Source organism: Enterobacter cloacae complex sp. S3, from assembly GCF_014930495.1.
Taxonomy (GTDB): domain Bacteria; phylum Pseudomonadota; class Gammaproteobacteria; order Enterobacterales; family Enterobacteriaceae; genus Enterobacter; species Enterobacter asburiae_B.
In genome coordinates this window covers 90,446-105,424 of sequence record NZ_JADBRD010000009.1, presented here as the reverse complement: position 1 = coordinate 105,424, position 14,979 = coordinate 90,446, and the positions used below count along the sequence as shown (strand labels likewise).

Here is a 14,979-nt window from a genome sequence, read left to right as displayed (position 1 = left end):
TCCCCGATTATAGTTATTTCTACCTCGTTTATTCCTATTGCATTTCTTGAACCACTTTCAGCCAGGACACGAAGTTTCCACGAACGACGTAATACATCACTGAGAGGTTTAGGATGAAATTCAATTTGATCGTCAGGAGTCTTGCTCTGGCTGGACTTGTTATTTCCGTCAGTTCCGCGTATGCCGCAGACGCCCCGAAGGATGCCACGACTGCAACGCAACAAGCCAATAACGCCCTGTTTAATCAGCTTCCTTTCTCCGACAACACCGATTTTACGAACGCCCATAAAGGCTTTATTGCACCGATTCCTCAGGAAATTATCAAAGGGGAACAAGGGAATGTCATCTGGGATCCACAGCAATATTCATTTATTAAAGAAGGCGATAAAGCACCGGACTCCGTTAATCCCAGCTTATGGCGTCAATCTCAGCTGATTAATATTAGCGGCCTGTTTGAAGTGACCGATGGCGTATATCAGATCCGAAATCTTGACCTGTCAAATATGACCATCATTGAAGGGAAAGAAGGTATTACCGTGGTTGACCCGCTGGTGTCGGCAGAAACGGCGAAGGTCGGGATGGATCTCTATTTTAAAAATCGCGGCAAGAAGCCTGTCGTCGCCATTATTTATACCCACAGCCACGTTGACCACTATGGCGGCGTGCGCGGCGTGGTGGATGAAGCCGACGTGAAGTCCGGCAAAGTGAAGGTCTACGCGCCAGCCGGGTTTATGGAAGCGGCCGTTGCCGAGAATATCATGGCGGGCAACGTGATGAGCCGCCGCGCCAGCTATATGTATGGCAACCTGCTGAAGCCCGATGCCAAGGGCCAGGTGGGCGCGGGCCTGGGTACGACCACCTCCGCCGGAACGGTGACGCTGATTGCCCCGACCAATATCATTGAGAAAGACGGGCAGAAAGAGGTTATCGACGGCCTGACCTATGATTTTATGCTCGCACCGGGATCCGAAGCGCCATCGGAAATGCTCTGGTATATCGAAGAGAAAAAACTGATTGAATCCGCTGAGGACGTGACCCATACCCTGCACAACACCTACTCGCTGCGCGGGGCCAAAATCCGCGAGCCGCTGCCGTGGTCGAAGTACATCAACCAGGCGATTGTGCGCTGGGGTGACAAAGCTGAAATCATTATGGCGCAGCACCACTGGCCGACCTGGGGCAATGAAAACGTGGTCAAGCTGCTGAAAAGCCAGCGCGATCTCTATCGTTACATCAACGACCAGACGCTGCGTATGGCCAACGAAGGGTTGACGCGCGACGAAATCGCCGCGAACTTCAAGCTCCCGGATTCACTGGCGCATACCTGGGCCAACCGCGGCTATTACGGTTCGGTGAGCCATGACGTAAAAGCCACCTATGTGCTGTATCTGGGCTGGTTTGACGGCAACCCGGCGACGCTGGATGAACTGCCGCCAGAAGAAGGCGCGAAGAAATTCGTGGAGTATATGGGCGGCGCGGATGCCATCCTGAGCAAGGCGAAAACCGACTTCGACCAGGGGAACTACCGCTGGGTGGCGCAGGTAGTGAGCAAAGTGGTCTTTGCCGATCCGAACAACCAGGCGGCGCGCAACCTGGAAGCGGATGCGCTGGAACAGCTTGGCTATCAGGCTGAATCCGGCCCGTGGCGTAACTTCTACCTGACCGGCGCGCAGGAATTGCGTAACGGCGTGGTGAAAGGGCCAACGCCGAATACCGCCAGCCCGGATACGGTGCGCGCGATGACGCCGGAGATGTTCTTTGACTATCTGGCTGTCCATATCAACGGACAAAAAGCGGGTGACGCCAAATCGGTGTTTAACATCGATCTGGGCAGCGATGGCGGGAAGTACAAACTCGAGCTGGAAAACGGCGTGCTGAACCACACGGCGAACGCGGAAGCAAAAGAGGCGGACGCGACGCTGACGCTTAACCGTGACACCCTGAATAAAATCATCCTCAAGGAGGTGACGCTGAAACAGGCTCAGGACAGCGGAAATATTAAAATTACTGGCGACAGCGCGAAACTTGATGCCATGCTTAGCTATATGGACAAGTTTGATTTCTGGTTTAACATTGTGACACCGTAACGGTGCACGCAAAAGGGCGGTTCGTCCGCCCTTTCCTGCTTCACGTGTTAGCCAGAAAGGGTAAAAAGCGTCAATGGAAAAAAGAAAAAAACCGACACTTGAACGGGCAACCTGGCCAACGCGCCATGCTATGGTTATGCACGGGCTGGCGATGAACCTGCCGTGGCTGGCCTTCGTGAATATCAGCTTCGCGGTGATGATTCTGCTGCGACACGTTTTGCTTAATACCAGCGATCCCCTGTATCCCCATTCGCCGCAGCTGACGAGAATAGTTGATGCCTCCATGCTCGGCATTATCATCCTCTCCGCCGCGCTGATCCTGATGGCCTGGCGGCGCATCGCCGGCATCAGCGTGGTGTTGTTTATCTGCAGCGCCATCTGGTCGGTCTCCTGCTTCTGGTTTATCACCCAGCTGCTGCTCCCGCACGTCTGGCCGCTGTGCGTCATTTTATTACTCGCCGGCTTAACGGCGCTCTATTTTTATCCTGAAGGGCTACTCGCCTTTGTGCTCCCGCTCTGGATCACCCTGCCGGTAGCAAGCTGGATACGGAACGATGGCCTCAACCTTCACTTCATTGTTATCTGGAGCGTCTTTACGCTGATCCTGATTTGCGGACGTTTCATCCTGCTGAGCTGGTTTGACGAGGCCTGGCGACGTAACCAGCAAAATCAGCTATTGATCTCCAGGCTGGATGCGCTGGCGCATCAGGATCCATTAACCAAAACCGCCAATCGCCGGAAAATGGAAGTGGTGCTGGAGAGCGCGGTTGAGCAGAAAAAAACCTTCTCGGTGATTATGCTGGATATCGACTATTTCAAACGCTACAACGACACCTACGGGCACCAGGCGGGTGACGACTGCCTGACCCGCGTGGCGCGGGTGCTAAAGCAGTCGGTGCGCACGCCTGACGATGTGGTGTCACGCTACGGCGGCGAGGAGTTCGTGGTGATCCTGTTTAACTGTCCGGAAAACATCGCGGAAAAGGTGGCCTTACGCATTCAGGACGGCCTGCGTACAGAAGCTATACCGCACAGTGCGTCAACCGTTAGCGATCGTGTCACCGTGAGCATGGGGATTGCGAGCATGGCGGAGGGGTTAGCAGGCACCGAGATCATCGCCCGCGCCGATGCGGCGCTGTATCGGGCGAAAGAGGCCGGGCGGGATCGGTGGTCGCTGTAAACATGTCGGGTGGCGGCTACGCCTTACCCGACCTACAAAATTCGCCCGGTGCAGCCTGATGCCCTCACCCTGACCCTCTCCCACGGGAGAGGGAACAAACACAAAAAAGGCAACCTCCAGGTTGCCTTTTGCTTTTACTAGTAGCGCACGCACACCGATTTGGTTTCACACCAGCCGTCCAGCCAGTCCGGACCAAAGTCACGCCCGGTGCCGGACTGCTTCATGCCGCCGAACGGCAGGTTGGCGTCAATCAGCGTATGGCTGTTCACCCAGACGGTGCCCGCCTGCAGCCGGTCGGTGTACTCCAGCGCCTTGCTGATATTCTGCGTCCAGACGCTGGCCGTCAGGCCATACTCGCTGTCGTTTGCCAGCTGGAGCGCCTCTTCCCCGTCGGCGACGCGTACGAGGTTGACCACCGGGCCAAACACCTCTTCGCGGGTCAGGCGCAGTGAGGCATCCGGGTTCACCACCAGCGTAGGCGAAACGTAATAGCCTTTGCCTTCCGGCCCTCGGTTACCGACGATCAGCTCCGCGTTGCGCGACTTCGCTTCATCAAGGAAGGTCTGCACCTTGTCGCAGTGCGCGCGCGACACCAGCGGGTTGATAAACGCCTCCGGCGACATGCCCGGCCCGACGCTCAGGGATTTCACCGCCTGCTCAAACCCGCTGACCAGCGTGTCAAACAGCGGCGCTTCAATATAGATGCGCGAGCTCGCCGCGCACACCTGCCCCTGGTTCAGGAAGCTGCCGGTCATCAGGCCTTCGATCACCCACGCCGGGTCTGCGTCTTTTAGTACGATGGCCGGGTTTTTCCCGCCCAGCTCCAGAGTCACCCCGGTTAGCGTGTCCGCTGCCGCGCGGGCGATTTGCTTGCCCGTCGCCGTTGAGCCGGTAAAGCTCACTTTTGCAATATGCGGATGCGAGGTCAGCGCTGCGCCACACACCGCGCCGCTCCCGGTCACCACGTTGAACACTCCGTCCGGAATGCCCGCTTCGCTTGCCAGTTCCGCCACGCGCAGCATGGTTAGCGGCGTGGTCTCTGACGGCTTGATGACAATAGAGCAGCCCGCGGCCAGCGCAGGCATCACTTTCCACATCCCGATCATCAGCGGGAAGTTCCAGGGCACAATCCCGGCCACCACGCCAACCGGCTCCTTACGCGTCCACGCCTGATAGCGGGCGCCCTGCGGCAGCGGGATGGAAAGGTCGAGGGTCTTACCCGAAATTTTGGTGGTCAGTCCGGCGGTATAGCGCATCCAGTTCAGGGTGCAGCCGACTTCAAACATGCGGGAAATATTAATGGATTTGCCCTGCTCCAGCGTTTCAAGCTGGGCCAGCTCCTCGCTGTGCTGTTCGACCAGATCGGCGAAATGAAGCAGGATCCGCTCGCGCTCCGCCGGCAGTTTTCCGGCCCAGCTGCGGGCGACAAACGCGCGCCAGCCGGACATGACGGCACGATCAACGTCATCGACGCTGGCATCGGCAGTCGAGGCAATGACCTCGCCCGTGGCCGGGTTGAAGACGTTCAGCCGTTTTTCACTGTCCGACGCGGCCTGACGCCCCTCAATCCACAGGCCATGCTGTCGGTCTAAAAATTGTTGTACGGCAGGCTGAATGGCCACCTGTGATTCAGACATAGGATACTCCTTCGTTATTCTTCGCAGGGTGTCCATCCAGTCTAAGTGGGGTTTTGCGTTCTCGCTTTTGTCTCTGTGACATTCGCTTTGCCACCTGTGACAGGCTCCGCAAATCGCGATAATTGCCGCTTATATCGCTGTTACCGGTGAGTGTTCTTTCCTATAGTCAGCCTCATAGCTCTGACAAAATGCAACACAAATGCAACAATGCGAAAACGTTGACGGTGCAGTGAGAGAAACGATGGCGTGTGCAAGCGAGCAGGAACAGTATCAGCAGTGGCTGGCGCAAATTAACCAGGTTTGCGGGCGTTTTAACGCGCAGCCCACCGGGGGAAAATTCTTCGGCGAGCTGGAGACCAGCTATGCGCGCAGCCTGAAGCTCAGCACCGTGACCGCAGGCGGCGTCAACCTGTTCCGCTCCCGTCAGGAGATCGCTCAGAGTAATGATGCCTGGTTCTATACCGTGTTCCAGCTCGAAGGCAGCGCGGAAATTGAGCAGGATGACCGTCGCGCGCTGCTCAGAACCGGTGATATCACGCTGATTGACGCGTCACGTCCCTGCTCGATCAACTGGCGGGAAAAATCCCGCCAGATTTCGCTGCTGGTTCCCCGTCAGATTATTGAGCAGCAGTGTCGTTTCCAGGAGATAAGCTGCGCGACCGCCCTTTCCCGCACCTTGCCCACGGTACAGCTGAGCCATCGCCTGCTGATGGAGAGCATGAGCAATGCCGACCTGAGTGACCGGGAGAGCGAAGCGGCGCTCGAAGCGATGATCTGCCTGCTGCGCCCCGCGTTCCAGCAGCGTGAAATCATTCAGCCGCGCAAGGAGCGCCAGTTCCAGCATGTGGTGGCGCTGATTGACGACCATATTCAGTCTGAATCGCTGCGCCCGGAATGGATTGCCGCCGAGAGCGGCATGTCCGTGCGCAGCCTTTACCGCATGTTTGCCGAGAAGGGGCTGGTGGTGGCGCAGTACATCAAAAACCGTCGTCTGGATCTCTGCGCGCAGGCACTGCAATCTACCGGCGATGACGAAAAGCTGGCGGGCATTGGCTACAGCTGGGGTTTTACCGACCATAGCCATTTTTCAACGGCGTTTAAGCAGCGTTTTGGCGTCTCGCCGGGTGAATACCGCAGGCGCTACCGCTAACTACTTTTTGAGCCATTTTCCGTTAATGCCCTTCACGTATTCGCCCGGCTGCGCGCGGGCAACCAGTTTCTGACCGGCCATTTTAGCCACTTCATCGACCGGCAAATTATTGCTGTCAGCCAGCTTCTGGTAGTTTTCCGTGCGCGCCGCATTGATACGATTGACCAGCGCCAGCGTTTCCGCGTCCTGTTGAATCGGGGCAAGATAGCCGCTGAGGGTTTCCCCCACGCGCCCCTGCGCCCGGGCATCGTTTAAGGTCAGCGCTGCCGCCTGCACGTTCATCCCCAGCGCCAGTAAAATGAGAGCTAATCGTTTCATGGCATCCTCAGAACAGATCGCTGCGCGATTTCAGCAGGGTTTCAACGTCTTTATCGACCTTAATATGGATCTCATGTTCGATTTTGACATTCATATTAATTGTAATCGGCTCCTTTGGCGCAGCGACTTCAATGCGCGGCGTACAGCCGGTCAGTAGCGCGGCAACGGCAACGGTGAGCACACCAGCCATCTTTTTCATTGTTGTTCCTCACTTTCCTTGCCAGTCGAACTGCGGGGAGCAGGTATCGCCGCATGTTGCTCAAACCAGGTTTGCAGGTTGTCCCCAAAGCGCAGGCTGCGCCAGAGGGTAAAGACATTCTCATCATGGGTATAGTTCAGGTTGACGGAGCTGCTTTTGCCATCCACCCGGCTGGTCCCCTTGATGGTCGCCTGCATGGTTAATTCACCCAGATTATCTAAATTGATTCTCGTCCACGAACGCGAAATTTCCATATAGCGGAGCCAGTTAATCGCGGCGCCCGCCACCATATTATCTTTCACGATGGCGTCTGCCGTATCTTTGTCGATGCGCAGCGTCATTGGCCCCGGGTTGGTCAGCCAGCCATCTTTAATGATCCATTTTTCATTGTCCAGCCAGAACGGCAGCGCCCCGCTCACCGGCCCTGACAGGGCAAACTGTTTCGGATTAACGGCGCTAATCAGCTCGCTCGAAGAGATATTGTCCACGCGCAGCAGGGCCGGATCGTGCTGAGGCATCCGCAGCTGCTGCATGGTGATCTTCCCGCCGAGGGTTTCCACCTTCACGTTGGTGAGGAGCAGCGGATTGTCCTCCGTCCACGGATAATCCCCCTGTAGATCGGCGGTAATGTTGCGCGCGGTCACCAGGTTTTCCACTTCGCCAATGCGCAACGTGACCGGACCGCGCGTGCCGAGAGACCAGGTACCCTCGCTGAAGCGGAACGGCAGCACAAAATCGACGCCGTTAATCTGGTTATCCGGCATCCAGGCGCTGCCGGATTTCAGCACGCCGTGCCCGCCGGCCTCAAAGCCCTGATCGGCCGCCGCCGAGAAGGCGACCTGCGCGTAAAGCTCCCCGTCCCGCAGCGTCATTTTCCAGTCCGGCGGGATCAGCGGCTGGAATACGGTGAGCGACTGTTTCGGCCACCAGGCTTGCCCGCGAAGGCGCTCGCCATCCCAGCGTCCGTTCACCTGTACCGGGCCGATTTTGTCAGCATGGAGGTCGCCCTTAAACTGGAAAATGGTCGGGTCGGTGCCGTCGACGCTGAAGGTCAGGACCGAGGGCGGCAACGCGCTGCCGCCGGAGAAACGGGTTTGCCCGGCGTTGAGCGACAGCGCGCCGCTGAAGGCCGGTTTTTCGGGGTCACGCAGCCAACGCACCGGTTGATCCAGCACCAGACGCGGCTTGCTGACCTCCATCGTGCCGTACTGGAGCTTGTCAAAACCGGTGGAGAGCGCCGTCAGCTCAATAAGATTGTCGCGCCACTCGCCTTTCCCGGCGACATCCCAGCGGGCATGCATCGGCGTGAAACCGCCTTTCCCCCAGTAGCGCCACTGCCACAGGCCGTTATCAGGTAAAAAGTCGTTGGCCTGACCGTCCAGATGGAGTTCAAAATCGCCCATCTCGTTTTCATGAGCGCGCAGAATCGCCTGTAAACGACCGTCCACGCCCTTCTGCGTCAGCTTCACGCCCGCCAGCGGCCAGCGGATTTCATCGATATCGAGTGAGTCAATGATGCGCCCGCGCGAGCGGAGCAGCGCGCCCGGCTCAAAGGCCAGCTGCGGTTCATACAGGCTGCCGGTCAGCGTGGCGGGCAATTTGGCGTAAAGAATAAGATCGTTTTGCTTCGCCTCGCCGCTCAGATGCAGGGGCATGTCGCTGTTTTCCATGCTGAGCCTGCCGGGCCCAATGTTCAGTACCGCGTTGCCTTTCCCCGCGTCACCCTGGGTAAGCACATTCAGCCGTCCGGTCAGGGTGGTGTTATCCAGCCCCTGCTGCCAGTTGTCGGCGCGAAGGGATACCCGCCCGCTCAGCGGCATACCCGAGAGATCCCAGTTCCAGCGCCCGTCGCTGATGTTCAGCTGCTGCGCGGTGATCTGCCACGGCAGGTCAAGCAGCGGATCGGGATTATCCCGCGCCATCACCACCAGCTGACCCTGATTGTCTTCCCAGTCCAGATCGGCATCGACCAGAGACGTCAACTGTGGCACGTTAAAGGTCGCGACCGCGTGGCCCTTCACCGGCACGCCATCCGGTACCAGCGGCAAGGTAAACTCGCCCACCAGCTTAATCGGCTGCGGCTGGTCCGGGAGCTGGACATCGAACTGGCTGACCGAGAGCGTCTGACCGCGAAGCGTGCCTTTAATGCTGACCTGCTCGCCTTTATAGGCGATCTCCTGAATGGAGGGCGTCAGCGACGCATGCAGCTCGCCCTGCCACTGCTGCCAGGGCGACAGCGTCAGACGGTGAACCGTGATCCAGGTATTAGGTAATACCGCCTGCCACTGTGCCAGCGTTTTGGGGGCGACCGTTGAGGGCGCAGACTGGGGAATTTTGCTCAGACAGACGGAGTTAAGATCCAGCGCACCGATATCCAGCTTCCAGCGGCTCGGATGTGACAGCGTCACGTTATCGATGCGGGCAATTTCGCAGTCTTCAACCAGATAGCGAAGATCGGGGATCACCAGCGCGTGGCGGGTAAGTTTCGGACTCTCTTCGAAAGCGATGCGCGTCCCGACGGGCAGCCAGATCCCGACGAGCGTCGGTACCCACTGGGCGAGCGTCATCAGCAGCGTCAGCGGCAACAATATGAACATCAGTAAAAGCGCAAGAGCGGCTTTGTATTTACCCTTCATGGGCAGTTAATATCCTGATTTAGCGAAAGATTTAAGCCGGCAGTGCCGACTATTGTCGCATGTTTAGCGGTTGAGTTGAAGTTGACGCCAAGTTAAGAATAGATGCCGTAATAGTAATCGGTAATTTTTTTGCTATGCGTAACCTAAAGAATATAGTTTCGGTTCAATTGGTTACGCATAAGTTCAAGAATAATCGCAGAGCAGATTTGCGACATTAATACCTATTCCGTGGCATTGCCAGCAGGTAAAGCATGGCGAATATCAATGACCCCCAATACACCGAGTCGTACCGCCAGGGATCAAAATCAATATGTAAAAAACCGCTAACAAACTCATAGCCGTTGGCAAAAACGTTAATTTGAATGGCTGCGATGGCTATCACAAATAGCGTATAGGCAATGAACAGAGGATATTTATGAAGCCTGTTGACCTTGAGTTTCCCGAGATACAACAAGAAAAAAATGACAATAGATACAATAAAATAGCATACGGCAGGTAGAATCGGTGGGGTTAATGACAACTCGAATTGTTCCGACATAATTAATTCTCTTTAGCTATCTGGTACATCTGCCAACCTGTGACGCTTCCACTGGTTATATCCAGAGCCATCGCTGTTTTAGAAGCCTCTTGCCATCCTCTGATATAATCAGATTCGATGTTGCGAAACAGACTCCAGGATTTTTCTCTGGGAGCCAGTACTCTCCTGCCCGCGCCATAGGCTGATAAAGAGATATCAACTACTCCATAGACAATATCAGCTTCATTATTCCCATAGCCGAGTTTCGCTGCTGCGTAACGATAAGCATCTCTTAGCGTGCCAGACCGATCTTCACGATAAAGAAGATAGTATCCATTTTCATACATGTTGTTTAGCCCATGAGTAATCATAGGTGCACCATACGCAGCACAGGCCAGACCCAGCGAACCGACGCATAAACTAGCGCCCCCATACACTTGCGCACCACCGGCAACGAAACCGATCTGTTTAAGCGCTAAAGTCGTCGTTGTTGTCCGGTTTTTTTCAACAACAATAAATAACTTAGCTCTATTGAAGGTGAGTAAATCATCCTGTTCCTTAAGATGATGTATCTGTTCATCAAGTAATTGAATCCCGCCTGACCAGGTCAAGCAATGCGACTCGATCTCCCTTCTCAGGTGAGCAACAAGTTGTTGAGTTTCAAAAAACATACCAGCGGTACCATAAAGCAAATGCTTTGTGGCAATTCGCTGCGCAAGATTTTCAATCTCTAAGACTTTCTCTTCGAAATGACTTTTGTCCCGATTATGGTTGTACATTCGGTCTCCCTGTCATTTTAATATGATAGTAATAATACTACCTTCAATGTTAGGACATTCAAAGAGCTACGTCATTTTAACAGCTAAAGGTAGTCATATTTTCAAGCATTGGGAAACCACTTACCAAAACATACGCACTTGTTGTGACTTTAGTCTCCCCCATAGCCCCCTTAGAGTAAAACAAGCAGACATGTCGCTGGTGTCAGTCCCGCTTAAGAAATCGGTGGATATGAATATCATGGAGTTAGGGTGCACATATGCTCTAGAATAATTGATAGAACTTATTGAATTCAATAATATTTTAGAAATTGTAAGATAATTTTAATCATGCTAACGTGAATGCAAAATCACTGGAGAAAGTCTTATGAAACTCGCGGTATATAGCACAAAGCAGTACGACAAAAAGTATCTGCAACATGTTAACGAGGCTTACGGGTTTGAGCTTGAATTTTTCGACTTTCTGCTGTCCGAAAAAACCGCCAAAACGGCGCACGGCTGTGAAGGCGTCTGCATTTTTGTTAACGACGACGGCAGTCGTCCGGTGCTGGAAGAGTTGAAAAAACAGGGCGTGAAATATATCGCCCTGCGCTGCGCGGGCTTTAATAACGTGGACCTCGACGCGGCGAAAGAGCTGGGTCTGAGGGTGGTGCGCGTCCCGGCGTACTCCCCGGAAGCGGTCGCGGAACATGCAATTGGCATGATGATGTCGCTCAACCGTCGTATTCACCGCGCTTATCAGCGCACCCGTGATGCCAACTTCTCTCTGGAAGGGCTGACCGGCTTTACCATGTACGGCAAAACCGCGGGCGTGATCGGCACCGGTAAAATTGGCGTCGCCGCCCTGCGCATTCTGAAAGGCTTCGGCATGCGTCTGCTGGCGTTCGATCCGTACCCGAGCGCCGCTGCGCTGGAGCTGGGCGTGGAATACGTCGACCTGCAGACCCTGTTCTCCCAGTCTGACGTGATCTCCCTGCACTGCCCGCTGACGCCGGAGAACTACCACCTGCTTAACCAGGCGGCGTTTGACCAGATGAAAGACGGCGTGATGATCATCAACACCAGCCGCGGCGGGCTGGTTGACTCTCAGGCCGCTATCGAAGCGCTGAAAACCCAGAAAATTGGCGCGCTGGGAATGGACGTGTACGAGAACGAACGCGATCTGTTCTTTGAGGACAAGTCGAATGATGTGATCCAGGACGACGTGTTCCGCCGCCTGTCAGCCTGTCATAACGTGCTGTTTACCGGACACCAGGCGTTTCTGACTGCCGAAGCGCTGATCAGCATTTCAGAAACCACGCTGGGTAATCTGCAGCAGCTGGAAAAGGGCGAAGCGTGCCCTAACGAACTGGCGTAAGCGTGACGCCGGGTGGCGGCTATGCCCCACCCGGCGTACTGTCTGTTTCCCAGGTCCAGTGCGAAAAGCACCACCACAGCAGGACGGCCACCAGCGCAATCGCGCTCAGGACACTGAATGCCGTGGCAAATGAGTAATGACCGGCAATCGTGCCGGTTAACGCCGGGCTCATGGATGCCCCTACCCCCTGCATCAGCATCACCACACTCTGCCCGGCATTGACGTGCCCGCTCCCGCGCAACAGCACCACGATAAACGACGGCACCGCGACGCCCAGGATCCCTGCGGCGAGCCCGTCGAGAATTTGTACCGGGATCATCATGAGCGGCGCGTCCGTCGACGCCGCCAGCGCGGCGCGCACCGGCATCACCAGCAGCGCCAGCATAATTAAGCGCCAGTAGCCGTAGCGGTCTATTCGGTGGGCGACCCAGATGGCGACGGGGATCATCACGGCCTGAGAGATGATAACGGTGCCCGCCGCGTACAAACCAGGGTTGATCGAGGCGGGCGCGGCGGCCACCCTCATGCTCAGCATCGGCAGCAGCGCGGCGTTCGCCAGGTGAAACAGCAGCAGCGTCAGTCCGGTCACTAACAGCGCCCGGTTTTTAATCAGCACGGCAAAGCCGGGAACCGGCAGGCTCGCTGAAGAAGAGAGCCCCCTCGCCGCGTCGTTATCGATATCCCCGTTGCGAATGGCAAGCAGCGCACAGAGCGTTAACAGCGTGGTACAGGTCATCAGCAGGAAAATCCCGCCGACGCCCCAGTACCACGCAATGCCCCCTGCAATCAGTGCGGTAACAAAGTTACCGCCGTGATTGAACGCCTCATTTTTGCCCATCTGCGCGCTGAACCCGCTCTGGCCGGTCAGCCCCAGGGTAATCCCGGCGATCAGCGGCCCGACAAACGCCGCGCAGATACCGGAGACAATTTGCGAAACGGCGACAACAGCGCTCTGCTGGCTAAACCAGAGCAGGAGCGTGCTAAGAGTGATGAGCAGGCACACCAGCGCCAGCACGGTCCGCTTGCTGCGGGAGGTGTCGGTGATGAATCCCGCCGGCAGCGTGGCCAGTAATCCCGCCAGCCCACCGGCCGTCATCAGGATGCCGATATCATCGGGAGCCCAGTGGCGTTCGGTCAGAAAAATACCGAGAAAAGGACCGAGGCCATCGCGGACATCCGCGATGAAAAAACTTGTCAGGCATAATGCCCGCAGCGAACGAAGAGACATACTTCCTGCCTTTGTCTGTTATCGCCTGTAAAAAAGGAAATGTAGTATAGCGGGTATTTTTTAAAATCAGATGACGTCTTAAAAAATATGCCTTGCGAACTTAAACAATTCATAACGGAGGCTGTCTTTTCGCTTTACTCATTATCGACCCTGACTATACTGGCAATAAATTTTCACAGGAGTCCTTCGTTGGAAAGTTATTTTATTGTTGATACGAAGGTAAGCTAGCGCGATTTCCTCGCTGCTTACCTGAAACGGTGGGCAGCAATCCTCTTTAAGCGATTGTATCCCGAAATAGTAAAACCACTCAATTTGTGGGGCATCGCATGTTCATGTTTACACATTCACTCTTTCCGCCACCGTCGTCCTGACACGTTTAGCATTTAAACGGCGTTATGATGTGCTTAGCAAAGCACTGACGCTTATTATTTAATAACGTTAACAGGCGACAGGCTGATGTTCCCTTATATCTCTCATCTGCTCGCAGCGATGCTGCTGGGCGCAATTATTGGCGCGGAAAGACAGTGGCGCCAGCGTATGGCCGGACTTCGTACCAATGCACTGGTTGCCACGGGTGCGGCAGTGTTCATTTTAAGTTCGGTATCGACTTCTCCTGATAGCCCGGGGCGTATCGCAGCGCAGATCGTCTCCGGAATCGGCTTTCTTGGCGCTGGCGTCATTATGCGTGAAGGAATGAATATTCGTGGTTTAAACACCGCCGCAACGCTGTGGTGCTCGGCTGGAATTGGCGTACTGTGCGGATTAGGCCAGTTCTGGAATGCCGCCATGGCCAGCCTAATTATTCTCTGCGCTAACATATTGCTTCGCGAAGCCGCGCAGCGAATTAATCAACTGCCCGTGCTCCATGAAGGCGAAAAATGCTATGTACTTAAAATCACCTGCAATGATGAGCATGAAGATGCGGTGCGGCAGAGCGTCGTAAATATGGCGAAAGAGTTGACGTTAAGTCTGAAAGCGATTTATTCCGCTACGGCGCAAGCAGAAGGTAAAACCGAAATTCGGGCGGAAGTGATGACCCGGGAGGAATACCGAAAATTACTCGATCTGATTATGGGGAATATGGGCGGGAATAAAATTATCGCGTCCGTCAGCTGTCACGCAATATGAACAAGGTACCGGGCATTGCGCCCGGTTGAGGCTTTGGCGTTTTGCAGAAAACGGACCGTGACGCGGAGAGATTCATCCCCGAATGCCGTGTTCGTTGTCACGCCACGTTGACGAGATCACGGGCTGGTTCGACTGTACGCCTATCACATAACCGAAATTTGTCCCCGTTATGACAGCTTGCTCTCTGTTTTCCTGAAATTAACGGTCTACCCTGAATTGTGTGAAAAACACTCAGGAGGGACAAATGTATAATTCAATTTTGGTTCCAATTGACATTTCGGAGGATAGCCTGACGCACATGGTTATCCCCTTCGTTCAGGCACATACAGCACTTAACACAGCTAAAGTTCACTTTCTTACCGTCATTCCATCGCTTCCGTATTATTCATCATTAGGCCTGGCCTATTCGGTTGAAATGCCGAAGCTGAAAGAGTTCCAGCACGCGGCCTTAGCGAAGCTGGATGAAATCGTTAAGCAATTCAAAATTCCTCCAGACAAGATACAGACTCACGCCGTGACGGGATCTCCAAAGGATCAAATCCTTAAGCTCGCTGACACGATCGATGCCGACCTGATTATCATCGCTTCCCACAAACCTGACATATCGACGTATCTGTTGGGTTCGAACGCTGCGGCAGTGGTTCGGCATGCGAAATGCCCTGTCCTGGTCGTAAGATAGAAAGCGGCGTTTACGATCGTGGATACGAACGGAGAGCGGATAACAAAAACCGGGCGAGAAGCCCGGTTTTTCATTTGCGCTTTCCTG

The 14,979-nt window shown here is 55.0% G+C and carries 13 protein-coding genes; 6 read left to right on the top strand and 7 right to left on the bottom strand.

Annotated elements, in window-relative coordinates:
- The first annotated feature begins 113 nt into the window (after window positions 1–113).
- Window positions 114–2,087 (top strand): alkyl/aryl-sulfatase, encoded by a 1,974-nt coding sequence (locus IM317_RS04390; protein ID WP_033145418.1) that lies wholly within the window; start codon window positions 114–116, stop codon window positions 2,085–2,087.
- 73 nt (window positions 2,088–2,160) lie between these two features.
- Entirely contained in the window at window positions 2,161–3,267 is a 1,107-nt protein-coding gene (locus IM317_RS04385) for a GGDEF domain-containing protein (RefSeq protein ID WP_033145417.1), read from the top strand.
- A 137-nt stretch (window positions 3,268–3,404) separates the two neighbouring features.
- Here the strand turns inward: IM317_RS04385 and IM317_RS04380 are convergent, their stop codons facing one another.
- On the bottom strand, window positions 3,405–4,904 hold the full coding sequence (locus IM317_RS04380) for an aldehyde dehydrogenase family protein (protein ID WP_033145416.1): 1,500 nt from the start codon (window positions 4,902–4,904) through the stop codon (window positions 3,405–3,407).
- A 241-nt stretch (window positions 4,905–5,145) separates the two neighbouring features.
- Here IM317_RS04380 and feaR point away from each other — a divergent pair, with 241 nt between their 5' ends.
- Window positions 5,146–6,054, top strand: coding sequence for a transcriptional regulator FeaR (gene feaR / locus IM317_RS04375; protein WP_033145415.1), 909 nt, complete (start codon window positions 5,146–5,148; stop codon window positions 6,052–6,054).
- Here the strand turns inward: feaR and IM317_RS04370 are convergent, their stop codons facing one another.
- The 5 genes from IM317_RS04370 to IM317_RS04350 all read right to left on the bottom strand — a co-directional run bounded on the left by IM317_RS04370 (window position 6,055) and on the right by IM317_RS04350 (window position 10,503).
- Entirely contained in the window at window positions 6,055–6,372 is a 318-nt protein-coding gene (locus tag IM317_RS04370) for a YdbL family protein (protein WP_028017556.1), read from the bottom strand.
- 7 nt (window positions 6,373–6,379) lie between these two features.
- A complete protein-coding gene (locus IM317_RS04365; protein WP_014169918.1) occupies window positions 6,380–6,571 on the bottom strand; it encodes a YnbE family lipoprotein in 192 nt (63 codons plus the stop codon).
- Window positions 6,568–9,207 (bottom strand): YdbH family protein, encoded by a 2,640-nt coding sequence (locus tag IM317_RS04360; RefSeq protein ID WP_033145414.1) that lies wholly within the window; start codon window positions 9,205–9,207, stop codon window positions 6,568–6,570. Before IM317_RS04360 ends, IM317_RS04365 begins: the two co-directional genes overlap by 4 nt.
- Before the next feature lie 214 nt (window positions 9,208–9,421).
- Window positions 9,422–9,745, bottom strand: a complete 324-nt coding sequence (locus tag IM317_RS04355) for a hypothetical protein (RefSeq protein WP_033145413.1) — start codon at window positions 9,743–9,745, stop codon at window positions 9,422–9,424.
- Between the two features lie 2 nt (window positions 9,746–9,747).
- The gene (locus IM317_RS04350) at window positions 9,748–10,503 is read right to left on the bottom strand and encodes a DUF4225 domain-containing protein (protein WP_033145412.1); all 756 of its coding nucleotides are present in this window, start codon (window positions 10,501–10,503) and stop codon (window positions 9,748–9,750) included.
- Window positions 10,504–10,867: 364 nt separating this feature from the next.
- Between IM317_RS04350 and IM317_RS04345 the strand changes: the two genes are divergently transcribed.
- Window positions 10,868–11,857 (top strand): 2-hydroxyacid dehydrogenase, encoded by a 990-nt coding sequence (locus IM317_RS04345; protein ID WP_033145411.1) that lies wholly within the window; start codon window positions 10,868–10,870, stop codon window positions 11,855–11,857.
- 19 nt (window positions 11,858–11,876) lie between these two features.
- Here the strand turns inward: IM317_RS04345 and IM317_RS04340 are convergent, their stop codons facing one another.
- Window positions 11,877–13,085, bottom strand: coding sequence for an MFS transporter (locus tag IM317_RS04340; protein ID WP_033145410.1), 1,209 nt, complete (start codon window positions 13,083–13,085; stop codon window positions 11,877–11,879).
- A 456-nt stretch (window positions 13,086–13,541) separates the two neighbouring features.
- Here IM317_RS04340 and IM317_RS04335 point away from each other — a divergent pair, with 456 nt between their 5' ends.
- Window positions 13,542–14,213 carry an MgtC family protein gene (locus IM317_RS04335; RefSeq protein ID WP_033145409.1) on the top strand — a complete coding sequence of 224 codons (672 nt, stop codon included), beginning with the start codon at window positions 13,542–13,544 and terminating at the stop codon, window positions 14,211–14,213.
- Window positions 14,214–14,457: 244 nt separating this feature from the next.
- Window positions 14,458–14,892, top strand: a complete 435-nt coding sequence (uspF, locus tag IM317_RS04330; protein WP_023292544.1) for a universal stress protein UspF — start codon at window positions 14,458–14,460, stop codon at window positions 14,890–14,892.
- The last annotated feature ends 87 nt before the right edge of the window (window positions 14,893–14,979 follow it).

Excerpts from the sequence above, each read along its gene's own strand:
- IM317_RS04380 (WP_033145416.1), bottom strand. The coding sequence starts at position 4,904 with ATGTCTGAATCACAGGTGGCCATTCAGCCTGCCGTACAACAATTTTTA.
- IM317_RS04360 (WP_033145414.1), bottom strand. The coding sequence starts at position 9,207 with ATGAAGGGTAAATACAAAGCCGCTCTTGCGCTTTTACTGATGTTCATA.
- IM317_RS04370 (WP_028017556.1), bottom strand. The coding sequence starts at position 6,372 with ATGAAACGATTAGCTCTCATTTTACTGGCGCTGGGGATGAACGTGCAG.
- IM317_RS04365 (WP_014169918.1), bottom strand. The coding sequence starts at position 6,571 with ATGAAAAAGATGGCTGGTGTGCTCACCGTTGCCGTTGCCGCGCTACTG.
- feaR (WP_033145415.1), top strand. The coding sequence starts at position 5,146 with ATGGCGTGTGCAAGCGAGCAGGAACAGTATCAGCAGTGGCTGGCGCAA.
- IM317_RS04390 (WP_033145418.1), top strand. The coding sequence starts at position 114 with ATGAAATTCAATTTGATCGTCAGGAGTCTTGCTCTGGCTGGACTTGTT.
- IM317_RS04385 (WP_033145417.1), top strand. The coding sequence starts at position 2,161 with ATGGAAAAAAGAAAAAAACCGACACTTGAACGGGCAACCTGGCCAACG.
- IM317_RS04355 (WP_033145413.1), bottom strand. The coding sequence starts at position 9,745 with ATGTCGGAACAATTCGAGTTGTCATTAACCCCACCGATTCTACCTGCC.
- uspF (WP_023292544.1), top strand. The coding sequence starts at position 14,458 with ATGTATAATTCAATTTTGGTTCCAATTGACATTTCGGAGGATAGCCTG.
- IM317_RS04345 (WP_033145411.1), top strand. The coding sequence starts at position 10,868 with ATGAAACTCGCGGTATATAGCACAAAGCAGTACGACAAAAAGTATCTG.
- IM317_RS04335 (WP_033145409.1), top strand. The coding sequence starts at position 13,542 with ATGTTCCCTTATATCTCTCATCTGCTCGCAGCGATGCTGCTGGGCGCA.
- IM317_RS04350 (WP_033145412.1), bottom strand. The coding sequence starts at position 10,503 with ATGTACAACCATAATCGGGACAAAAGTCATTTCGAAGAGAAAGTCTTA.
- IM317_RS04340 (WP_033145410.1), bottom strand. The coding sequence starts at position 13,085 with ATGTCTCTTCGTTCGCTGCGGGCATTATGCCTGACAAGTTTTTTCATC.